The organism is Prochlorococcus marinus XMU1406 (assembly GCF_017696055.1).
GTDB classification, from domain to species: Bacteria; Cyanobacteriota; Cyanobacteriia; order PCC-6307; family Cyanobiaceae; genus Prochlorococcus_A; species Prochlorococcus_A marinus_W.
Genome location: NZ_JAAORG010000003.1, coordinates 441,786 through 463,683 on the forward strand (window position 1 = coordinate 441,786; position 21,898 = coordinate 463,683).

The window sequence follows — 21,898 nt, forward strand, 5'->3', positions numbered from 1 at the left end:
TACTAGGTCTCAGTACTGCCTTTCCTAACTTTTTTTGTAATGTAATTAAATACAATCTTGCCTAAAACAGCAATCAAGTTACCTTCAAGCTCTTTAAACATTTTCATATTGTAAGTAAAAGCTTGATTAGCTTCATCAATAATTTGATCAGCAGTTTTTTGGTTTATTGGAAGTTGATTCAAAGTAAGGGAATATTCTTCCTTAAATTTCTTTTCATCAGCAATTAATTCAAATTCATAAAAATTTAAACCGTCATTTCCCTTCAAATTTAATGCTTTTTTGGCAATCCTTTTTAAAATTTGACCACCAGATAAATCCCCTATATAGCGTGTATAGTGGTGACCAACCAGTAACTCTGGTGATTTTTTTGCAACCTCACGAATTCTTTCAACGTATACTTTTGCTGATTGAGAAATATTAATTTCACTCTTCCAATTATCACCAAAATAAAATATAAGATCATTTTCAAGAGTTTGTTTTCTAAATAATGATTTAAAACCAATAGGTTTTATTACGGGATGTTCCTCATAAACCAATCTTTCGATTTCTTCTTCCATAGCCTCATAAACAAAATATAAATCACTAATTAATTTTCTATAAGATTTTTTTTCAACAACTCCTTTTAAAAAACAAGCAACAAAGCCAGTATTTTCTGCCATAGTGTGGGATTTTTTTGTCCCTTCTCTTAGTTGTCCTGCAAGAGCGACTGCCATATATTTTGAATTAATTTTGTAAGTGTATTTAATCTACAAGGAAAATACATAAAACAGCTAATTTTTGTTACCAGAGGATGTTGTAGAGAATAACTTATAAAGTTCTTTACAAACCAAAAAAAGATTATCTTTCTGTTCCTTTTGTGGTAAGTGAGTGCCAGTCATTTCCCACTCTCCGATAGTAGCTACTCTCCATCTCTCAGAGGGAACTATCATCCCTCGCATTATTATTCCTAACAATTTTGGGACTCTTTTTTTATTATCATTATCAATTCTTAATTGTAAAAGAATTGCTCTACATTCAATGAGAGGACTCCACCCAGGAAAATGAAATGCAAAATCAATAGTATCTGGCATAGATTCATTATTTGAATTTTCCCAGGGACTAAAATTTACGATTGCATCTGGAAAATATTTCCGAAACAATGATGCAGTGGAAGCAATTTTATTAGCTATTTCAACATTACTTACATTTGAACTAGCATTCATAAATAGCTAAGTGTTTTTTTGAAAATGACATAATTTCCATTAAGTTGCTTATTAACTACTTTTTCTTTTAATAAAGATGTTGAAATGCTGATCAACAAAGTATTCCCTATTCACATTTGAATAATAAATTTCTAGCTTTTAAAGAAAATAACTCATCGCAAATTACAATACGAAGAACTTAAAGAAGTTATCTTTGTTATTCATTCAATGCTATGCCAAACTTTGAAAAATTAAATTTACCTAATGAAGGAGAGATTATAACTTTTAATCAAGGCAAGCCGAATGTTCCTAATAATCCAATTGTCCCATTTATCAGAGGTGATGGAACTGGAGTTGATATATGGCCAGCAACTCAAATCGTTCTTGATGCAGCCATTAAAAAAAGCTATGGAGATGAAAGAAAAATTAATTGGTTTAAAGTCTACGCAGGAGATGAAGCTTGTGAACTGTATGGAACATATAACTATCTGCCTCAAGATACTATTGAAGCAATCAGACACTTCGGAGTAGCTATCAAAGGTCCTTTAACGACTCCCATCGGTGGAGGTATTAGATCTCTTAATGTTGCATTAAGACAAATCTTTGATTTATATAGCTGTGTTAGACCATGCAGGTATTATTCAGGGACTCCAAGCCCTCACAAAAATCCTCAAAATTTAGACGTTATTGTCTACAGAGAAAATACTGAGGATATCTACATGGGAATTGAATGGGAAGCCGAGGATAATAATTGTCTTGAATTAATTAATCACTTAAATAATGTTGTAATACCAAATAGTAAAAATCTAAAAAATAGATCTATACCAAACGGATCAGGAATTGGTATAAAACCAGTAAGTAAATCTGGTAGCCAAAGGCATATCAGAAAGGCTATTGAACATGCTAAAAGATTATCAGGAGATAAAAGGCATGTAACTCTTGTACATAAAGGGAATATTATGAAATATACCGAAGGTGCATTTAGAGATTGGGGATATGAATTAGCAGTAAACGAATTTAGGAAAGATTGTATTACAGAGAGAGAAAGTTGGATTTTAGATAATATTCAGAAAAATCCAGAAATTACAATTGAAAATAATGCTCGAAAAATCGAACCAGGTTTTGACAAGCTTACAAATAACAAGAAAGCATTCATTTGCGAAGAAATTAAAGAAGTTATCGCATCAATATTAAATTCTCATGGAGATGGGAAATGGAGAGAACTTATTCTTGTTGATGATCGTATAGCTGACAGTATATTTCAGCAAATTCAAACTAGACCACAAGAATATTCAATTCTTGCAACATTAAACCTCAATGGAGACTATGTTTCTGATGCTGCTGCTGCAATTGTTGGTGGCCTAGGTATGGCTCCTGGCGCAAACATTGGAGATAATGCAGCAATTTTCGAAGCTACGCATGGTACTGCGCCAAAACATGCAGGCTTAAATAAGATTAATCCAGGCTCAGTAATTCTTAGTGGTGTAATGATGCTTGAATATTTTGGTTGGGATGAAGCCGCCAACTTAATTACTAATGGTTTAAGTAAAGCAATAGAGGGGAAAAAAGTCACCTATGATCTAGCACGTTTAATGGAACCGAAAGTAGAACCCTTATCCTGCAGTAGTTTTGCTGAAGAAATTATCTCAAATTTCTAATTTTAAAAATTATTTTTATTTTCAAAAGCTTTCCAAATATTAACTAGTGAATCTTTAGTACCAATGTTGCCAGGATGTGTAACAATAGGAAGTTTTTCGCCATTTTTTAGGTTGTAAGTCACCACTGAAATACCAGTTAAAATCTGTCCCTCTAGATAAACATAATCTGCATTAAGTCCATTACTAAGAATCACATTTGTTGTTATTCCACCTTTTGAAATCAAATATCCTATTTCATATTTCAACTCTGCGACTAATTCGGAAATAAAAGAAGCAAGTGAGTGATAAAAATTAAATTGTTCAGAATAATCTAAGGACATAAATTTTCTTGAAGTAAACAATACAGGAGTTTTTCCTATCTCAAAAGAAAATCTAATTTCTTTCAAAAAACTATTTTTAAAATTATTTATTCGATTCTGATTATTCTCCGATGAAGTTATTTTAAAAAATTCAAAAACATCTAATTCAATTGGCTTGCAATTACTTATCTCTAATAAATTTTTCAATTGTATTGTTGAAAGTTCCACATAGGATCCAACAATTATCAGTCCTGGAAGATAACTCTTTCCGTTATTTCTTAATCTTAAATGAGAGCAAAATGTCTGAAACTTAGGGACACTTTTTTTATCAGAAATTGAACTTATAAAACTTGCTGCAGTTCGAAAAAGGAATTTTTTTTGTTTAGTTAATTTTTTAATTACTAAAGAAAATTTTTTTAGTTGAGAATAATTTTCTACATCTACAATTACATGTTTATTATTCTTCAAATTCTTTAGTGTTTTAAAAACAATATTATTTTCTTCATCGTTTAAAATTTCGATATCTGACAGTAAAAGATTTTGAATATCTTCAATATTTAATTGCGATTTACTATTCTGCAATAAAAGGTTCTTGACATTACTTGTCTCATATCCAAAAATTTTATCTCTTGCATAAATTGTTTTATTAATAGGGGTTTTATCAACAAAGTGTGATCCATTAATTGTGAATCTTTTACCCTCAATAAAAGCTGGAATATGAAAAGTAGCATCAAAGGGACCTAAGCAATTATTTAAAGCACTTGGCTCTAAAAAGTTATGTCCTCGAAGAGTAGAGTCTCCTCTACTTATAAAAATAATTTTTTCTCCATAAGCTTGAGAAGCTATAACGGTCTTAAGATTTTTACAAATTTCCTCTATTGTTAATTTCGCATCATTTTCCGAAAGTGACCTTGTATTAGCCAAAATAAAAAATAAATTAGATTTAGATTCAAAACCTTTGACTAAAGTTGAAACGTCCCACTTTAGAAGTAATAAGCAATCATGAACAGTTTGAGAGCCTGTTGGATCATCATCAATAACAACAAATTTCATAAGTATTGCATAATTACTTAAGAGATTTTATTTGTATTGAAAAATCAAACCTTTGACTACAATTTGGAGGAATCATCAATTTTCTGAAACCATCAACAAAAGAATTTCGGGGACTCGTCCAAGGTTCAAGACATATCATTTTTCTTGGAGGATCACTCCAAATAACACCTAAGTCAAAGGGATATGGATGATTTAAAGTTACCTCTCTTTTAAAAATTTTATCTCGAAAAGCACTCCTACCCGAAGTATACATAAGTAGATCAATTCCTAAATCAATATTATTTAATTCATCCAAAGTATTACTTATAATGTTTTTTGCCTGATTCTGACAATTAAGAGGATTATCAATAAACTCTAAATTTTTGAAATCTGATACATTAAAGTAAGGATGTAATCCAAAATTTATAGGCATAGAATTATCTGTTTTATTATAAATCGAAATTTCAAATTCTAAACAGTTAATCTTCAGGGTAACTTCTATTCTTAGTTCGAAATCGAAAGGATAATATTTTTTAGTTTTTTTAGATTCATTTAAAAATAAGCATAAAGATTTTTTATTTTCATTAAAAGAATATTGCCATTGCAAATCCCTAGCGAAACCATGTTGTGTAAATTGCAAATAATCTATTCCAAATACAGAATTAGAGGAATTTAAATTTCCACAAATTGGAAACAAGATTGGAATACCTCCCCTAATACTTTTTGTCTTATCCAAAAATCTTTTTTCATCAAAATAAAGTATCTCCTTACCATCCGAAACCCAATTTGTAATAACACCTCCTCTTTCAGGACAAAATTTAATATAGTTGTTTTGATCTAATTGAAAAACAAAAATTCCTTTGTCTTTATTAGATAACTTAATTTGCACAATTAATTGTTACTTAAAGAGAATCAACCCAGTCCAAAATATGCTGATTGACAAGTTCAGGTATTTCATCATGAGGACAATGTCCGGCATCAAGAATGATTTCTTTTGTATTCTTTGGTGTAAATTTTTTATATAGATTTCTTTTTTTTGGAGTGTTCATCCAAGGATCTTTCCCTCCCCAGAGCAATAGTAATGGAGAATCGAGTTTTGCGAATAACTTATCCAAAGGCAATCCCTGAGGACCTGATGGGTTAAATACGCTTCTAAAAACATTAAAAGCACCATAATCTAGAGAAGGCTTTCTTATTGACTCAACAAGGAAATCATCAACATTTTTTTTATCAAGATAAACTTGATTCAAAGTTTTTTTAATATTTTTTGGATTTCTCATATTCTCAAAAATCAAACGTTGAAGAACAATATTTTTCAAAAATATACCGGCAACTGTTTCAATAGAAGTCTGTAACATATTCTTTTTGATAGTTTTTTCTTCACTAAAATATCCTGCAGCATTAAGTAATATCACTCCTGCATTTAGCTCATTTAATTCTGAACCAGCAGCTAATGCTGCATAACCACCTAATGAATTTCCAACAATAATTGTAGGTTTTTTTATTTTCTCTTTTACATAAGCGATAACCTGGTCTTTCCATAAAGATCCCGAGTATTCAACATCTTGAGGCTTAGGACTTTTTCCAAAACCGAGAAGATCCATAGCATGAACTTCGTATTTGTTACTCAAAATAGGTATATTGAATCTCCAGTGATCGGTAGAGGCCCCGAAACCATGAATTAATAAAATCGCACATTCTTTGGATGTTTTCTCAGACTTAACAGAAACAGTATGTATTGGGTAATTTAAAAAATTCCAGTCGTAATTTACATCACTATCTGTAAGAGCTGTTTTTTCCATTTATTAAAGTAACTTTGTTAATTAATTCTAATAAACTTATTTCCTAAAGAAGACCAACAGGATCAGCTGCAACATCATCTGAAATTTTATTGCCATCATTTGGAGGCTTATCTTTTAGGACAATTCTCAAGAGAACAGGTGCAAGAAATGTCGTTCCAATAACCATTAATAAAATAGCTGCTTCAAGAGAAGGAGTTAACAACTTAGCACTTGTTCCTAATCCAAGGAATATTAAACCAACCTCTCCTCTGGGCATCATACCCAAACCTACAACTAATCTATTTGTAGGTTTATCACTTGAGAATACCCATCCTGCAGCAATTTTTCCAATAATTGCCACAACTAATAAAAATCCTGCAACTACAAGAGCTGATCTACTGGTTGGATCAAGTGGATTGATAACTGATAAATCCATTCCAGCACCTACTAGCACGAAGAAAATAGTTGCGAATAAGGATACTAAAGGTAAAACGGATTGTTGAATTGCGTGATTATTTTTCGAACTACTTAGGATTAATCCAGCTGCAAAAGCACCTAAAGCTGCTTCCAATCCAATGGCAGTTGCAACAAAACAACACAATACAAGTATCACAAAAGAAGCTACCACTACAGCACCGGGGGCCTTTAATCTATCTAATAACCAATCAAAACCTGGGGCTGCTGTTCTACTTAATGCGATAGCAGCAATAACAAATACTACAGCTGCTGCAACTAATTTAACGATAGGAGCAATTTCTAAAGAACCTCCGGCAGCAAGAGCGACTACAACTGCAAGAATAACAATACCCAAAATATCATCCAAAACAGCTGCTCCAATAACAATCTGTCCTTCTCTAGTTTTTAAATATCCCAACTCACCAAAAACACTTGCAGTAATTCCTATACTTGTTGCTGTCATAGATGCTCCAGCAAAAACTGCTGGAATTAAATCCACTTGAAAAATAAACATTAATCCAAGAGTTCCGAAGGCAAACGGTAAAATTACGCCAGCCATGGCAACAGTGAAAGCCTGGGCTCCTACAGCTACTAATTCCTCTAACTCACTTTCTAATCCTGTTAAAAATAAAAGAGCGTATAACCCGAGAGTTGCTACTGCTTGAAGGGATGGAAAACTTTCGAAATAAACATCAGGTACAGCTTCTGGGGGGATTGACGCTAATGAACTAATAACATTTACGAGTCCTTCATTTAATTCTGTTCCAGCTGAGGGCGGTATCAACAAATGGAATCCTGATGCCCCTATTACAACCCCTGCAAGAAGCTCACCTACTATCGTTGGCAAACTTAGTCTTACTAATACTTCTGCTAATGCTCTTGCAGCTAAAAATATCAATAGAAATCTTATAACTCCTATCAATGTCTCAGCAACTTCTAAATCATGTGCACTTAATTCAGCAAGTAAAGAATACATATGAAATGAGAGAAAAAATAAACTACCTAATTGGAAGATAGTTTATTGAGGGCCCACTTTAAGAAATATGTAAGAAAAAAGCAAAAATACTCAACAAGTGTGGATCTGAAGTTACAACAAAGAAATTTTCTTAAAAATGGCTATTGTCTGTTATATGGCCAATCCAATGAATTCCAACAAACCCTTCGATCTACGTTTGCCTACTCCAGGCTGCTACTTAGATCCTGAGAAAGCTGGCATGGATTCTGATGCTGTTTTCCAAGGAATGACAGCCCATCTCTTTTATACTCTTGGCAAGCTAGCTACATCTGCAAGTTCACACGACTTGTACATGGCTTTAAGTTACGCAGTTAAAGACAGGCTAATGACAAGATATTTAGCCAGCCAAGAAGTCATAAGAAAAAAACCACAAAAAACAGTCGCCTACTTATCAGCAGAATTTTTAATAGGCCCTCAATTAAGTAATAATCTGCTCAATCTTGGAATAACTAAAGAAGCAGAAGATGCTCTAAAGAGATTTGGAGTTGAATCATTGTCAACAATTCTCGAAGTTGAAGAGGAGCCTGGATTAGGTAATGGTGGACTTGGTAGACTTGCAGCTTGTTACATGGAATCATTAGCATCTCTACAAGTTCCAGCAGTTGGTTATGGTATTAGGTACGAATTTGGTATATTCAATCAGTTAATTAGGGATGGTTGGCAAGTTGAAGTAACTGATAAATGGCTAAAAGGTGGATGGCCATGGGAACTTCCACAACCTGACGAATCATGTTTTGTTGGTTTTGGAGGCAGAACTGAAAGTTATAGAGATGACAAAGGAAACTACAGATCAAGATGGATCCCTTCAGAACATGCGATTGGAGTACCTCATGATGTTCCAGTTTTAGGATACAGAGTAAATACATGTGACAGATTAAGATTATGGAGAGCTGACGCAACAGAAAGTTTTGACTTTTATGCATTCAATATTGGTGATTATTATGGTGCAGTAGAAGAAAAAGTTGCATCTGAGACTCTTTCAAAAGTTCTATATCCCAATGATGGAACTGACGAAGGTAGAAGATTAAGACTCAAACAACAACACTTTTTTGTAAGTTGTTCTCTTCAGGATATGTTGAGAAGCCTTGAAAAGAGATCAATACCAATTACAGAATTCCCTAAGCATTGGACAGTCCAATTAAATGATACCCATCCGGCTATTGCAGTTGCAGAATTAATGCGACTTCTTATTGACCAATATCAAATAGGTTGGGATAAAGCGTGGAACATAACAACATCCTCTGTTGCTTATACCAACCACACATTACTACCAGAAGCTTTAGAGAAATGGGATTTAGGTTTATTTAATGATCTTCTTCCTCGTCATCTAGAAATTATTTATGAAATTAATTGGAGATTTCTACAACAATTAAGACTACGATATCCTGGTGATGACAAGATCCTTCAAAAACTCTCAATAATTGATGAAGAAGGCTCCAAATCTGTTAGGATGGCCCATTTGGCTACAATTGGAGCACATCACATAAATGGTGTTGCAGCTCTTCACTCAGATCTAATAAAAAGACAACTTCTTCCGGAATTTGCAGCACTATGGCCTGAAAAATTTACAAATGTAACTAATGGGGTTACTCCAAGGAGATGGGTTGCCCTATCTAATCCATCATTATCTAACCTGCTAGAAGAAGAAGTTGGTCCAAATTGGATAACAAATATGGAACTTCTTAAAAAGTTAGAAGAAAAAAAAGATGACAACAATTTTTTACAAAAATTTGAAGAAACGAAGCTAGAAGGAAAAAGAAAATTAGCTAGTTTTATTCATTCAAAAACTGGAATACTTGTAGATCCATCAAGTTTATTTGATGTTCAGGTAAAAAGAATTCATCAATATAAAAGACAACATTTAAACGCCCTTCAAATTATTGCCCAATATTTGAGAATCAAAAATGGTATAAACAAGTTTGAAGTCCCAAGAACAATAATATTCGGAGGTAAAGCTGCGCCAGGTTACTTTATGGCAAAGCTAATGATTAGATTTATTAATGGAATTGCTGATGTAGTTAATTCTGATCCAGATATGGATGGTTTATTAAGAGTTGTTTTCCTACCAGACTATAATGTTAAACTTGGCGAAATAGTTTATCCTGCAACGGATCTTTCAGAACAAATTTCAACTGCTGGTAAAGAGGCATCTGGAACTGGAAATATGAAGTTTGCTATGAATGGAGCATTAACGATTGGAACCTTAGATGGAGCTAATGTTGAATTAAGGGATCTTGTGAAAAAAGAGAATTTCTTTCTTTTTGGTAAAACTGAAAGTGAAATTATGGCTCTAAAAAATAATAATTACTCCCCAAAAACATTTATTAATCAATGCCCAGAGCTGAAAGAGGTTATACGTCTAATTGAAATTGGCCACTTTAGCAATGGGGATAAAGAATTATTTAAACCTTTATTAAATAGCTTGACTGGACATGACCCATTTTTTGTTATGGCTGACTTTGAAGATTACTTAAATAAACAGGATGTAGTCAGTGAATGCTGGAATAATAAAAAATCTTGGAATAAAATGGCATTATTAAATACTGCTAGATCAGGATATTTTTCTTCAGATAGATCTATTAGAGAGTACTGTAAATCTATCTGGAAAGTCTCTCCAATGCCCGTTGAAATTACTTGTGATGTCGAAGAATTAACTAATTAATATTTTTCTTATCTGGTGAATCTGGGGTTTGATGAAATAATCTATTTAAAATTAATCGATCCATATTTAATGGGTCTGGGGCTAATTCATTTGCAATTTCTTTAAATTTTGATTCAATATTGTCCGAAATTTTTATATCAAATATTCTTTCCATTAATGCTTCAATTGAATATAAATAGGCATTAACACTTTCAAGCTCATTTAAAGCTTCAGTAATTTCTATATCAGAAATATGTTTTTCTTTTGGATTAATATTTTTATCTGTTTCTCTTTCACATAATTCTTTCTGCAACTCATCAGTAACTTTAGTACAAAGAGTTCTGAAAGCTTGAATAGATGCCCAATTCAACTCTTGCTGCTGCTTAAAAGTGGGAAATTCTCTAATCAGACGATCATGCTCTTTATAAAATCTCTGACAGTCAGAGCATTGACATGGTTCTTCAGCCAAAAGAAAATCTAATTCTTTTTATATCATCTCACTATTTAGGCAAAATTGTAGGGCCATCCAATAATTCGTCATTTTCATCAAGTGAATCTGGACTATCTGGCAAAGGTATCTCAATACTAGTAACCAAATTAATAACATCTCTTAGTCTCATGGAATCAGCAAACCATCCCATTGCTTGCTCGGCATCGCCTCTTTTTTCAGCATCATTTGCTTGATCTTCGTGGGCTTCTGCTAATAAAGCAAGCCAGCAAAGGCATCTTGCTTGAACTATTGAAAGATCTAAATCATTAGGTTGGGATTTAGAAATGTGTTCATGCTCTTGCTGAATTAAGAGCTTTAAACGCATATCATGCAACTTAGCCATAAAAGATTTATTACTAACTATACGCTAGCTAGAGAGTAGCAAGTTTGCACACATACTACATATAGTTTTTCATTTTTACGGGACTGGCGGGAGTCGAACCCACGACCTACGGTTTAGGAAACCGTTGCTCTATCCTGCTGAGCTACAGCCCCAATAGATGATTTTTGGAGTAATAAGCATTATGCTAGATGAAAGCAGGAGAGGCAATCGCAAGAAAGTTTTATTTTGTTTCCAAAATAAAACTTTCTTGAGGAAAGTCCGGGCTCCCACATGGTCAGGCTTGCTGGGTAATTCCCAGTGCGGGCAACCGTGAGGATAGTGCCACAGAAACATACCGCCTAATACTTTTTGTATGGTAAGGGTGCAAGGGTGTGGTAAGAGCGCACCAGCAACATTGAGAAGTGTTGGCTAGGTAAACCCCGGCTGGGAGCAAGGCTTAGTAGATTTTTGACCATTACTTAATCTACTTTTAAGCGCCGCTTGAGACTGTGAAGTAATTCCAGTCCTAGATAGATGATTGCCCATCTTAATTAAGATGAACAGAACCCGGCTTATGACCTGCTTTCTAATTGTTGTGATTATTCAAATCAGATGACATATATAATTAATACAAAGAGAATTAATCAAATAACTACTTTTTTAAAATCTTTAAATATTAAATCAAAAAGATTTTCGGAAATAATTAGAAATCAAAATCCTTCAGTAATTCAAGATTTTAATAAAGCATTTGTCCATTCCTCAGAGGACAAAATAATCAATTACGAAAAACTAGAATTTTTCGGAGATGCAGTCCTCAGATTAGCTGCTTCTGCTTTTATTGAACAAAAATATCCTCAAATGAGTGTAGGAGAAAGATCAGAGCTAAGAGCACAAATTGTAAGTGATGAATGGTTAACTAGATTAGGGGAAAAAATTGATATAGAGAAATTAATAATTAAAGGACCTAAAGCTCTTGGGGATGAAAATTCAAAAAATACTATTATTGGTGAATCAACAGAAGCTTTAATCGGTGCTCTTTACAAGTGCTTTAATTCAATTAAAGAAGTAAATCTTTGGTTAGATGATATTTGGGAAGAAGATTCAGAAATATTTTTAAAAGCTCCATATAAATTCAAATCTAAGACAGTATTGCAAGAGTGGTGTCAAAGTAAGGGTTTTGATTTGCCAGTCTACAAAATACTTGAAGTCTCTAAGAAAAATGGAGACCCTAAAAGGTTTTCTTGCGACATATTTATCGAAGGATTAAAAGAATCATCTGCATTCGGCAAATCCCATAAACAAGCTGAAACCAATGCAGCTAGAGTGTTGATAGAAAAATTTATAACTATAGGTAAAATCTAATTTTTATACTATTTCTAAATTCGTTAGCTGAAAAGTTATGAGTTTATCCCAATTACCCCCTTCAAACAGAACGGCTGCTCTTTTTTTTGTAACTCTTTGTACAAACCCTTTATATCCTCTGTATATAGAGTTAGTGTCTTTTACAACAACAAAAGCCCCAGGGAGTATAGGTTTAGTAGATAATTCCATAAAAAACTTTTTCTAATACAATATATGATAAATAAAAATGAATGGTTGACTGTTGGATTAATAACATCATGTCATGGAATTAATGGACAAGTAAAGGTTAAATCTTTAAGTGACTTTGAAGAAAGATTTTTAAAACCTGGAATAAGATGGTTGCAAAAAGAAAATGAACCTCCTTCAAAAATTGAACTTATATCTGGTTTCAAACAGCCTGGTAAAGAAACATTTATAGTTAAATTGCTAGGAATAAATACAAGAAATCATGCAGAGCAACTGAAAAAATTTAAGATTCTTGTCAAAACCGATAAACTACCAAAACTTAAAAAGGAAGAATTCCACTTGTTGGAACTTATAAATCTTGAAGTCAAGACTGTAGAAAATAATGAATCAAAAACAATTGGGAAAGTTATAGATTTAGAAAATGAGAAAAATAATTTACTTGTTATTGAACTTTTTAAAAATCAAAAAAAAGTTCTCATACCATTTGTTAAAGAAATAGTTCCATTAGTGGACATAAAAAATAATTTTCTAATCATCAATCCTCCAAATGGACTTTTAGAGTTATAAATTTAAAAAATAAAATTTTGTAAGAAACTTATCATTCCACAGTTACACTTTTAGCTAAATTTCTTGGTTGATCCACGTCAAGTCCTCTATGAGCTGCAATATGGTAACTCAATAATTGTAAAGGCACTATGTTAAGCAAAGGTGAAATCCATTCATTTGAGGGAGGAACTTTCATTAAATAATCAAAAATTTCAGTTCCATTACATTCAGGTGCAACTCCAATCAAATATGAATCTCTAGCTTTTGCTTCTTGAGCATTACTGATAACTTTATCGAAAACTTCACCAGGGGAAGCAATAGAAATTACAGGTACTTTTTTATCTAACAAAGCTATTGGACCATGTTTCATTTCACCAGCTGGATATCCAGCAGCATGTATGTAACTAATTTCTTTGAGTTTTAACGCTCCTTCAAGAGCAATAGGATAATTTATACCTCTCCCTAAAAAAATAACATCTTTTATATTAAAAAAATCATGTGCTAGCTTTTCTGAAGATTTATTATGTTGCTCTAAAAGATCTTCTATTAATGGAGGCAGTTTTATAAGTTCTGTTATTAAATTACTTATTTCATCTAAGTTTTGACTACCTTTAATTTCTGCAAATTTAATAGCTAATCCATAAAAAGAAAGTAATTGAGCAAAAAAAGTTTTTGTGGCTGCAACTCCCACTTCTATTCCTGCGCAAATATCAATTATATTTGAGACCTGCCTTCCTATAGAGCTCTCTTTTCTATTTGTTATTGCAATAAGATTGGGTTTAAAATTTAAATCTTCAATCGAAGACCGTCTTTTAATTTCCATATCGATAGCTGCAATTGTATCAGCAGTTTCTCCAGATTGAGTGACTCCAATAGTTAATGTATTTGGCAGCAATGGGGGGGGTGAATATCTGAATTCACTTGCGTAAAAGACATTTGTAGGAATACCTGAAAATTGTTCCAGTAAAAAGCTACCCACCATTGCGGCATGTTTACTTGTACCACAAGCGATAATTTCAATTCTTTCTATTGATTCAAAAAACTTTGTATCAAAAGGATAATTAATTTGATACTTGCCTTCTTCTAAGTTTTGAATTAAATAATTATCCAACCAGTTTTTTGCAGTCTGTGGCTGATCATATATCTCTTTTAACATATAGTGTTTAAAATTCATCTTATCCATTATTTGCTCTGAGACTTTTAGAGAAACTGGATTTCGATATTGTCTTTCATTATTTGCGTCATAAATTTCTATTCCAAGAGGAGTCAATAAAGCTATTTCATCATCCTCCATAGGCAAAATAATATTTGTAAAATTTGCAATAGCTGGAGTATCACTTGCACAAATAAATTCTCCTTCGCCCAAACCAATAATCAGAGGTGCTTGTCTCCTTGCGACTACCAGGGAGGTTGGAGCATCAGCCCATAAAACGGCTAAGGCATAAGATCCTTCCAGATCAGATATTACATTTCTCACAGCCACTAAAAGTGTTGAGCTGTTATTTTCAAGGTTGAGTTTACTTAATATATTTAATTCTCTTTTAATTAGATGAGGAATTACCTCTGTATCTGTATCAGAATTGAAAATAACGCCTTCTTTCTCTAATTTAATTTTTAAGTCTTGGAAATTTTCAATAATGCCATTTTGAACAACCGCTATAGTTCCTGAACCATCGATGTGAGGATGGGCATTTTTAAACTCAGGTTTTCCATGAGTTGCCCATCTAGTATGACCAATACCAACAGTTCCTGGAATATTGTCATTGTTAAGATTATTTATTAAGTTCTTAAGTTTTCCCTCTGCTTTTTTACAAGTAATAGAATTAGTTTCAGAATTTATTACTGCAATACCTGCAGAATCATATCCTCTATATTCAAGTTTCTCTAAGCCATTAATTAATAATGGTAAAGCTTTTTTATAACCTGTTACAGCAACTATTCCACACATACAAGATTTTTTTTTCAATTATATTTGAAAAAAAAAAAGTATTTTTAAAACATGGACTCTCTTAAAACTGCACTATATAAGTTAATATGCTAAGCCCATGCTCCTAGAAGTTTCATCTCCTAAATAAACACGAATACTTAAGAAATCAGTGGGACATGCGGTTTCGCATCTCTTGCAACCTACACAATCTTCAGTTCTTGGCGATGAGGCAATTTGGCCAGCTTTGCAGCCATCCCATGGAACCATCTCTAAAACATCAAGTGGGCAAGCCCTTACACATTGGGTACATCCAATGCAAGTGTCATAAATTTTAACTGCGTGTGACATGTAAAAATTGTCTTTTGAACCTCGTTTTATAATACTATTGTCTTACAAAGAAATTAAAAAAATTAAGATATGCTTCACTCTTGTTAACTCTAGGGCATAAAATCATAAAGATAATTAGTAATTTCCATAAACTATGTCACAAGAAATCCTCGAAAAAGTTTGTTCTATTGTTTCAGAACAATTAAGTGTTGAAGCAGGAGAAGTCAAATCAGATTCAAATTTCCAAAATGATTTAGGTGCAGATTCTCTTGATACCGTTGAATTAGTAATGGCTCTTGAAGAAGCATTTGATATTGAAATCCCTGATGAAGCAGCAGAAGGAATAGCAACTGTTGGCGATGCAGTAAAATTCATCGAAGAAAAAAAAGGGTAGTAAAGGATGCCAAATTTCCATCGAGTAGTTATTACCGGTATCGGAGCAGTAACTCCAATTGGTAATAACATTGATGAATATTTAGTTGGTCTTCAAAAAGGTACTAATGGAGTCTCGGATATTACGCTCTTTAATCCCGAACAACATCCTTGCAAATTTGCAGCAGAAGTAAAAAATCTTCAAGCTGAAAATTTTATTGAAGCTAAAGAATCCAAAAGATGGGATCGTTTTTCCCAGTTTGGAGTTATTGCTGCTAAGCAAGCCTTTAGTGATTCTGGACTTGAAATTACTGAAGCTAATTCTTCAAGAATTGGTGTAATTATAGGCTCTGGTGTTGGTGGCTTACTAACTATGGAAAGTCAAGCTCAAATTCTCAGTCATAAAGGACCTAAAAGAGTAAGTCCATTTACCGTCCCAATGATGATTCCAAATATGGCAACTGGATTAGCTGCTATTGCTTTGGGCGCAAAAGGACCAAGTTCCTCTGTTTCAACCGCCTGCGCTGCCGGTTCAAATGCAATTGGTGATTCTTTTAGATTACTTCAACTTGGAAAGGCAGATGCAATGATCTGTGGAGGAGCAGAAGCAAGCATTACGCCTCTCGGAGTAGCTGGTTTTGCCAGTGCCAAAGCTCTTTCTTGCAGAAATGAAAGTCCTCAAACTGCTAGCAGGCCTTTTGATGCAGAAAGAGATGGATTTGTTATTGGAGAGGGAGCTGGGATTCTTGTTCTAGAAACTTTAGAAAATGCACAAAAAAGAAATGCAAGGATTTATGCAGAAATAATTGGATATGGAACAACATGTGATGCTCATCACATTACTGCTCCATCGCCAGGGGGGGTAGGAGGCGCCAAAGCTATCAAACTAGCAATTGAAGACGCTTCTCTTAAACTTGAAGAAGTTGATTACATCAATGCTCATGGAACGAGTACATCAGCTAATGACAAAAATGAAACTTCTGCAATTAAATCTATTTTTAAAGACAGATCTTACCTCATTCCTGTAAGCTCTACTAAGTCGATGACTGGTCATCTCTTAGGAGGCTCAGGAGGTATAGAAGCTGTAGCTTGTATACTTTCTTTGACACATAATTTTATCCCTCCTACAATTAACTACGTCAATCCAGATCCTGAATGTGATCTTGATTATGTACCAAATAATGCAAGAGAAGCTCAAATAGGAGTTGCTCTTTCAAATTCTTTCGGATTTGGTGGTCACAATGTTTGCCTTGCTTTCAGCAAAATGAATTGAAGACAACCAATTCTGTATTTCCAACTTAACTTAATTTAAAACAATGGTCGCTGCATCTGTTTCATTAGAATCACTTTGTGTAAATAGTATAAGAATGCTTGCTGTAGATGCAGTAAATAAATCTAATAGTGGACATCCTGGATTGCCAATGGGTTGCGCTCCTATGGGTTATGCATTATGGCAAAACATACTTAATCACAACCCTAATAATCCAAAATGGTTCAACAGAGACCGTTTTGTATTATCGGCTGGTCATGGCTGTATGCTGTTATATTCTTTGCTTCATTTGACAGGATACAAATCAGTTACAATAGAAGATATCAAAGAATTTAGACAATGGGGATCTAAAACTCCTGGACACCCAGAAACATTTGAAACTGAAGGAGTTGAAGTTACAGCTGGGCCTCTTGGAGCTGGAATTTCTAATGCAGTTGGTCTAGCAATAGCTGAAACTCACTTGGCAGCTAAATTTAATAAGCCTGATTGTAACATCGTTGATCACTATACTTACGTCATAATGGGTGATGGCTGTAATCAAGAAGGTATCGCATCAGAGGCTTGCTCATTAGCTGGTCATTTGAAGCTTGGAAAATTAATTGCACTCTATGACGATAATCAAATCACAATTGATGGGAGAACAGATGTTTCCTTCACTGAAGATGTCTTAAAAAGATACGAGGCTTATGGATGGCATATACAACATGTCGAAGATGGTAATCATGATGTTAAAGGAATCACTGAAGCAATAGAAAAAGCAAAATTAATTAAAGACAAACCTTCAATTATAAAGATTTCTACAACAATAGGCTATGGATCGCCTAATAAATCAGACACTGCTGGAATTCATGGAGCAGCAGTTGGTGAAGAAGAAGCTGCATTAACTAGAGAGTTTCTAAATTGGGAATATCCTCCATTTGAGATACCAGATGAAGTATATACACATTTTAGAAAATCAATAGATAAAGGCGAAAACTTAGAGAAAGAGTGGGATTGTAGATTTGAAGAATATCAAAAAAAATATCCCTCTGAAGGAGCAGAGTTAAAAAGAATGTTAAAAGGCCAACTACCTGAGAATTGGGACTCAGATCTCCCTTCTTATTCACCTGATGATAAAGGGTTAGCCACCAGAAAGCATTCACAAATATGTTTAGGTGCTTTAGGTCCTAACCTACCTGAATTAATTGGCGGATCTGCAGATTTAACTCACTCTAATTACACAGATATCAAAGGGGAAACTGGATCATTCCAGCCACATAGCCCTGAAAAACGATATTTACATTTTGGAGTACGAGAGCATGCAATGGCAGCTGTACTTAATGGTATTGCCTATCATAATAGTGGTCTTATTCCTTATGGTGGAACCTTCCTTGTTTTCGCCGACTATATGAGAGGCTCAATGAGGCTTTCAGCACTCAGCGAATTAGGAGTGATCTATGTATTAACTCATGATTCAATTGGTGTAGGAGAAGACGGCCCAACACATCAACCTATCGAAACTATCCCTTCTCTTCGTGCAATGCCTAACATGCTAGTTTTCAGACCAGGAGATGGCAATGAGACGAGTGGAGCTTATAAGCTTGCTATTCTAAATCGTAAAAGACCTTCTGCCCTTTGTTTAAGTAGACAAGGTATGCACAATCAAGAAAATACTTCGATCGACAAAGTTGCTCTAGGAGGATATGTAGTTTCCGATTGCGAAGGCACACCAGATCTAATATTTATTGGTACTGGAAGCGAACTCAATCTTTGCATTGAAGCAAGCAAGCAAATTTCAAACTTAGGTAAAAAAATTAGAGTTGTTTCTATGCCTTGTGTCGAACTTTTCGAAGAGCAAGAAGAATCTTATAAAGAAAGTGTTTTACCTAGTTGCGTGAAAAAGAGAGTAGTAGTAGAAGCTGCCCATTCATTTGGTTGGCATAAATATACAGGTTTTGATGGGATTTGTATTACTATGGATAGGTTTGGTGCATCAGCACCAGGTGGTGAATGTATGAAAAATTTTGGATTTACAGTCGAAAACGTTGTCAATAAGACAAAGGAAATACTATAAGTATTAATTTATAACTAAACTGAAGTATTACATTCTTCAAGTTTATCCTTTAACTGATCAAGAGATTCATCAGAAATCTTTGAATTCATTGGACAATGTTTAGGTCCACACATTGAACAAAACTCAGCCTTTTTAAAGATTTCTTCAGGTAAAGTTTCATCATGGTACTGCTTTGCCCTTTCCGGATCTAATGAAAGTTCGAATTGTTTATTCCAATCAAAGTTATACCTTGCATGACTAAGTTCATCATCTCGATCACGAGCTCCAGCTCTATGTCTCGCTATATCGGCAGCGTGAGCAGCTATTTTATAAGCAATTAAACCTTCTCTGACATCTTCTGCATTTGGTAGACCTAGATGTTCTTTTGGGGTTACATAACATAACATAGAAGTTCCATACCACCCTGCCATTGCAGCCCCGATAGCACTTGATATATGGTCGTAACCAGGAGATATATCTGTCACTAATGGACCGAGCACATAAAAGGGGGCTTCTGAACATTCTTCCATTTGCTTTCGCACATTAAACTCAATTTGGTCCATAGGTACATGCCCAGGACCCTCAACCATGACTTGAACATTATGTTCCCATGCTCTTCGAGTAAGCTCGCCTAAAGTCTTCAATTCAGCTAGCTGAGCATCATCAGAAGCATCATGCAAGCATCCAGGCCTTAATGAATCTCCAAGAGAAAAAGTACAATCATATTTCTTAAAAATCTCACAAATGTCATCAAACCTTGTGTAAAGAGGATTTTGCTTAAAGTGATGTAACATCCATTGGGCTAAAATACCTCCCCCCCTACTAACAATTCCAGTAATTCTTCCTTTGACTTTTGGCAAATGCTCTATTAATAGCCCAGCATGAATAGTTTGATAATCTACGCCCTGCTGACAATGTTTTTCAATAATATGAAGAAAATCGTCTTCAGTTAATCTATCTATTGAACCATGAACACTTTCTAAAGCTTGATAAACAGGAACAGTTCCTATGGGAACAGGAGACTCGTGAATAATTGCTTGCCGCACTTCATCTAAATTTACTCCTCCTGTAGAAAGATCCATAACCGTATCAGCCCCATATTTAACCGCTAGTTTTAGCTTCTCTACTTCTTCATTGATATCACTTGCATTAGGGGAAGCACCAATATTGGCATTAACTTTGCATCTAGAAGCAATGCCTATAGACATTGGCTCAAGATTCAAATGATTTATATTAGCTGGAATAATTAATCTTCCTCTTGCTACTTCTTCCATTATCAAAGAAGAAGGAAGATTTTCTTTTTTAGCAACAAAATCCATTTCTTCAGTGATATGTCCGTTTCTCGCAAAATTCATCTGAGTTACATTATCTTTCCCAAGGCGAGGCTTAATCCAAGAACTTCTCATGATTTATAAATTTTTAAAAAGTGTATTACTAAAGTTTGATCAAATCTCCACTTCCCTGCATCAATATTAATGATTCAGGTTCAAAGGGTATGATCTCAGCTAAGTTAAAATTTCTTAGCACCCCTAGTATTAACCTTATTAATAGCTCTTTTCTAAAAAATAGTCATCTCATGTTGCGTAAAAATAAATAAATTGGTTTTATTTAACTTTTTGATAAGACTTTATCTTTTTGAAGATATTCTTCCTTTCCAATTGTCTGCTTATGCCCTTCTCCAAAATAATTACAATCCCCATTAAGCCAATAGGTAAATAAAAAATCTTCCTGGAATTGTCCCTAAATAACAATCCAATAGTGGATATAAGGATCATAAAAGGAGCCACAAAAGATAAAATGAATCTTTTATTAATTTTCATTTACCTATTGTCTTAATTTTTTCATTGTTTAATTTTACTATGGATTCTGTTATGACTTTAATTCCAACAGCAATAGCTCTTTCATCTGGATTGAATTTAGAACTATGAAGAGGAGCACAACTATTTGAACTAGAAACACCTAGCCTAAACATAGCTCCTGGAATCTCATTTAAGAATTCAGCAAAATCCTCAGCTCCTAATGATGGCTTTTGTAATTCGATAACATTTTCTTGACCTAAAACTTTAATTCCCGAATCTCTGAAGACTCTATTAATTTCAGAATTATTATTAACTGCTGGAGTTATTTCTCTAAAAACTACTTTTGCATCAGCTCCGCAACTATTAGCTAAAGAAATGATATTTTCATTAAGCCAATTACCAATATTCTTAAATACTTTAAGATTAGTGCATCTAACCGTACCAATTAAATTAACCTTTTCTGCAAGAACATTGAATGCATTACCGCCATTAATTTTCCCAAAAGTTATAACTACAGGATCTAAAGGATCTAACTTCCGTGTTATTGATTCTTGAATTCCCGAGATAACTTTAGATGCCGCCCAAATAGCATCAACTCCTTCATGAGGTCGAGCACCATGGCCTGATTTTCCTTTAATCTCTACCTTAATTTCTCCCGCAGCTGCAGTTAAACTCCCCTCTTTAATACCAATAGTCCCTACGGATAAATCAGGATACACATGCACTCCCAAAATATGGGTCAACCCATTAGTTGCACCATCCTTAATCATCCATCTAGCTCCACTTGCTATTTCTTCAGCAGGCTGAAAAATTATCCGAGTACCAAAATTTAATTTTAAATCCTTTATGATCTTTGCCACACCCAATCCAATCGATATATGCAAATCGTGACCACAAGCATGCATAACACCATCTACTTTTGAAGAAAAACTTAATTTAGTTTCTTCAAATATTGGCAACGCATCCATGTCCACCCTTAAACCTATAATACCCTTATCTAAGGGCCCAAAATCAGCTATAACTCCTGTCCTACCTATAGATTCTCTGACATTCCAACCAATATTCTTTAAAAAACCACTTATCAAGATCGCTGTTTGATTTTCAAGTCCACTTAATTCCGGATGTGCATGGATATGTCTTCTTAAGTTAATTAATTCATCACTAAACGAATCAATTTTTTTATAAAACTGATCTCTAATCAT

At 33.9% G+C, this 21,898-nt stretch carries 20 protein-coding genes, 1 tRNA gene, 1 other RNA gene and 1 riboswitch; of the genes, 8 read left to right on the top strand and 14 right to left on the bottom strand.

The features are described 5' to 3' along the window. Nucleotides 1-2: 2 nt before the first annotated feature. Together HA149_RS08850 and HA149_RS08855 are read right to left on the bottom strand one after the other, a co-directional pair. Nucleotides 3-713: a heme oxygenase (biliverdin-producing) gene (locus tag HA149_RS08850; protein ID WP_209114931.1), complete on the bottom strand. Its 711-nt coding sequence runs from the start codon at nt 711-713 to the stop codon at nt 3-5. A gap of 57 nt (nt 714-770) precedes the next feature. Next, the gene (locus HA149_RS08855) at nt 771-1,202 is read right to left on the bottom strand and encodes a hypothetical protein (protein WP_209114933.1); all 432 of its coding nucleotides are present in this window, start codon (nt 1,200-1,202) and stop codon (nt 771-773) included. Nucleotides 1,203-1,414: 212 nt separating this feature from the next. On the opposite strand from HA149_RS08855, the gene HA149_RS08860 reads away from it, so the two are divergent. After that, nucleotides 1,415-2,839 (top strand): NADP-dependent isocitrate dehydrogenase, encoded by a 1,425-nt coding sequence (locus HA149_RS08860; RefSeq protein ID WP_209114935.1) that lies wholly within the window; start codon nt 1,415-1,417, stop codon nt 2,837-2,839. Between the two features lie 2 nt (nt 2,840-2,841). Here the strand turns inward: HA149_RS08860 and HA149_RS08865 are convergent, their stop codons facing one another. The 4 genes from HA149_RS08865 to HA149_RS08880 are packed head-to-tail and all read right to left on the bottom strand — an operon-like array spanning nt 2,842 to nt 7,383. After that, nucleotides 2,842-4,191: a four-carbon acid sugar kinase family protein gene (locus tag HA149_RS08865; RefSeq protein WP_209114937.1), complete on the bottom strand. Its 1,350-nt coding sequence runs from the start codon at nt 4,189-4,191 to the stop codon at nt 2,842-2,844. Between the two features lie 13 nt (nt 4,192-4,204). Beyond that, nucleotides 4,205-5,059, bottom strand: coding sequence for a galactose mutarotase (locus HA149_RS08870; protein ID WP_209114939.1), 855 nt, complete (start codon nt 5,057-5,059; stop codon nt 4,205-4,207). Nucleotides 5,060-5,072: 13 nt separating this feature from the next. After that, a complete protein-coding gene (locus HA149_RS08875; RefSeq protein ID WP_209114941.1) occupies nt 5,073-5,972 on the bottom strand; it encodes an alpha/beta fold hydrolase in 900 nt (299 codons plus the stop codon). Between the two features lie 43 nt (nt 5,973-6,015). Beyond that, the gene (locus HA149_RS08880; protein WP_002805629.1) at nt 6,016-7,383 is read right to left on the bottom strand and encodes a cation:proton antiporter; all 1,368 of its coding nucleotides are present in this window, start codon (nt 7,381-7,383) and stop codon (nt 6,016-6,018) included. 154 nt (nt 7,384-7,537) lie between these two features. On the opposite strand from HA149_RS08880, the gene HA149_RS08885 reads away from it, so the two are divergent. After that, nucleotides 7,538-10,084, top strand: a complete 2,547-nt coding sequence (locus HA149_RS08885) for a glycogen/starch/alpha-glucan phosphorylase (RefSeq protein ID WP_209115371.1) — start codon at nt 7,538-7,540, stop codon at nt 10,082-10,084. On the opposite strand, the gene HA149_RS08890 is transcribed toward HA149_RS08885, so the two are convergent. The 3 genes from HA149_RS08890 to HA149_RS08900 all read right to left on the bottom strand — a co-directional run bounded on the left by HA149_RS08890 (nt 10,077) and on the right by HA149_RS08900 (nt 11,048). After that, nucleotides 10,077-10,532 (bottom strand): hypothetical protein, encoded by a 456-nt coding sequence (locus HA149_RS08890; RefSeq protein ID WP_209114943.1) that lies wholly within the window; start codon nt 10,530-10,532, stop codon nt 10,077-10,079. The genes HA149_RS08885 and HA149_RS08890 overlap by 8 nt on opposite strands. A gap of 31 nt (nt 10,533-10,563) precedes the next feature. Further along, nucleotides 10,564-10,896, bottom strand: a complete 333-nt coding sequence (locus HA149_RS08895) for a hypothetical protein (protein ID WP_209114945.1) — start codon at nt 10,894-10,896, stop codon at nt 10,564-10,566. A gap of 78 nt (nt 10,897-10,974) precedes the next feature. Continuing rightward, a tRNA-Arg gene (locus HA149_RS08900) sits at nt 10,975-11,048 on the bottom strand. Nucleotides 11,049-11,086: 38 nt separating this feature from the next. Here HA149_RS08900 and rnpB point away from each other — a divergent pair. Both rnpB and HA149_RS08910 read left to right on the top strand, forming a co-directional pair. Beyond that, nucleotides 11,087-11,466, top strand: an RNA gene (rnpB, locus tag HA149_RS08905) — RNase P RNA component class A. 21 nt (nt 11,467-11,487) lie between these two features. Then, nucleotides 11,488-12,237, top strand: a complete 750-nt coding sequence (locus tag HA149_RS08910) for a ribonuclease III family protein (RefSeq protein ID WP_209114947.1) — start codon at nt 11,488-11,490, stop codon at nt 12,235-12,237. A gap of 3 nt (nt 12,238-12,240) precedes the next feature. Here HA149_RS08910 and HA149_RS08915 read toward each other — a convergent pair whose 3' ends face one another. Further along, entirely contained in the window at nt 12,241-12,426 is a 186-nt protein-coding gene (locus tag HA149_RS08915; protein ID WP_209114950.1) for an NAD(P)H dehydrogenase subunit NdhS, read from the bottom strand. Between the two features lie 24 nt (nt 12,427-12,450). Between HA149_RS08915 and rimM the strand changes: the two genes are divergently transcribed. Beyond that, a complete protein-coding gene (gene rimM, locus HA149_RS08920; protein ID WP_209114952.1) occupies nt 12,451-12,990 on the top strand; it encodes a ribosome maturation factor RimM in 540 nt (179 codons plus the stop codon). Nucleotides 12,991-13,021: 31 nt separating this feature from the next. Here the strand turns inward: rimM and glmS are convergent, their stop codons facing one another. Then, nucleotides 13,022-14,917 (bottom strand): glutamine--fructose-6-phosphate transaminase (isomerizing), encoded by a 1,896-nt coding sequence (glmS, locus tag HA149_RS08925; protein WP_209115378.1) that lies wholly within the window; start codon nt 14,915-14,917, stop codon nt 13,022-13,024. A gap of 81 nt (nt 14,918-14,998) precedes the next feature. Continuing rightward, nucleotides 14,999-15,244 carry a photosystem I iron-sulfur center protein PsaC gene (gene psaC, locus HA149_RS08930; RefSeq protein WP_007099573.1) on the bottom strand — a complete coding sequence of 82 codons (246 nt, stop codon included), beginning with the start codon at nt 15,242-15,244 and terminating at the stop codon, nt 14,999-15,001. A 133-nt stretch (nt 15,245-15,377) separates the two neighbouring features. Here psaC and acpP point away from each other — a divergent pair, with 133 nt between their 5' ends. Genes acpP through tkt form a run of 3 tightly spaced genes read left to right on the top strand, consistent with a single transcriptional unit; the run spans nt 15,378 to nt 18,918 of the window. Continuing rightward, nucleotides 15,378-15,617, top strand: a complete 240-nt coding sequence (acpP, locus tag HA149_RS08935; protein WP_002808065.1) for an acyl carrier protein — start codon at nt 15,378-15,380, stop codon at nt 15,615-15,617. A gap of 6 nt (nt 15,618-15,623) precedes the next feature. Then, entirely contained in the window at nt 15,624-16,868 is a 1,245-nt protein-coding gene (gene fabF / locus HA149_RS08940; protein WP_209114954.1) for a beta-ketoacyl-ACP synthase II, read from the top strand. Nucleotides 16,869-16,911: 43 nt separating this feature from the next. Next, nucleotides 16,912-18,918 (top strand): transketolase, encoded by a 2,007-nt coding sequence (tkt, locus tag HA149_RS08945; RefSeq protein ID WP_209114956.1) that lies wholly within the window; start codon nt 16,912-16,914, stop codon nt 18,916-18,918. 14 nt (nt 18,919-18,932) lie between these two features. On the opposite strand, the gene thiC is transcribed toward tkt, so the two are convergent. Then, entirely contained in the window at nt 18,933-20,303 is a 1,371-nt protein-coding gene (gene thiC, locus HA149_RS08950) for a phosphomethylpyrimidine synthase ThiC (protein ID WP_209114958.1), read from the bottom strand. Between the two features lie 35 nt (nt 20,304-20,338). After that, nucleotides 20,339-20,438: riboswitch (TPP riboswitch) on the bottom strand. 275 nt (nt 20,439-20,713) lie between these two features. Next, complete coding sequence (locus HA149_RS08960; protein WP_209114962.1) at nt 20,714-21,898, bottom strand: amidohydrolase; 1,185 nt, start codon at nt 21,896-21,898, stop codon at nt 20,714-20,716.

Coding starts and splice junctions, on each gene's coding strand:
- HA149_RS08860 (WP_209114935.1), top strand. CDS start 1,415: ATGCCAAACTTTGAAAAATTAAATTTACCTAATGAAGGAGAGATTATA.
- HA149_RS08880 (WP_002805629.1), bottom strand. CDS start 7,383: ATGTATTCTTTACTTGCTGAATTAAGTGCACATGATTTAGAAGTTGCT.
- glmS (WP_209115378.1), bottom strand. CDS start 14,917: ATGTGTGGAATAGTTGCTGTAACAGGTTATAAAAAAGCTTTACCATTA.
- HA149_RS08885 (WP_209115371.1), top strand. CDS start 7,538: ATGGCCAATCCAATGAATTCCAACAAACCCTTCGATCTACGTTTGCCT.
- HA149_RS08855 (WP_209114933.1), bottom strand. CDS start 1,202: ATGAATGCTAGTTCAAATGTAAGTAATGTTGAAATAGCTAATAAAATT.
- rimM (WP_209114952.1), top strand. CDS start 12,451: ATGATAAATAAAAATGAATGGTTGACTGTTGGATTAATAACATCATGT.
- HA149_RS08895 (WP_209114945.1), bottom strand. CDS start 10,896: ATGGCTAAGTTGCATGATATGCGTTTAAAGCTCTTAATTCAGCAAGAG.
- HA149_RS08875 (WP_209114941.1), bottom strand. CDS start 5,972: ATGGAAAAAACAGCTCTTACAGATAGTGATGTAAATTACGACTGGAAT.
- fabF (WP_209114954.1), top strand. CDS start 15,624: ATGCCAAATTTCCATCGAGTAGTTATTACCGGTATCGGAGCAGTAACT.
- HA149_RS08915 (WP_209114950.1), bottom strand. CDS start 12,426: ATGGAATTATCTACTAAACCTATACTCCCTGGGGCTTTTGTTGTTGTA.
- HA149_RS08865 (WP_209114937.1), bottom strand. CDS start 4,191: ATGAAATTTGTTGTTATTGATGATGATCCAACAGGCTCTCAAACTGTT.
- acpP (WP_002808065.1), top strand. CDS start 15,378: ATGTCACAAGAAATCCTCGAAAAAGTTTGTTCTATTGTTTCAGAACAA.
- HA149_RS08960 (WP_209114962.1), bottom strand. CDS start 21,898: ATGATTAGAGATCAGTTTTATAAAAAAATTGATTCGTTTAGTGATGAA.
- HA149_RS08910 (WP_209114947.1), top strand. CDS start 11,488: ATGACATATATAATTAATACAAAGAGAATTAATCAAATAACTACTTTT.
- HA149_RS08850 (WP_209114931.1), bottom strand. CDS start 713: ATGGCAGTCGCTCTTGCAGGACAACTAAGAGAAGGGACAAAAAAATCC.
- tkt (WP_209114956.1), top strand. CDS start 16,912: ATGGTCGCTGCATCTGTTTCATTAGAATCACTTTGTGTAAATAGTATA.
- thiC (WP_209114958.1), bottom strand. CDS start 20,303: ATGAGAAGTTCTTGGATTAAGCCTCGCCTTGGGAAAGATAATGTAACT.
- psaC (WP_007099573.1), bottom strand. CDS start 15,244: ATGTCACACGCAGTTAAAATTTATGACACTTGCATTGGATGTACCCAA.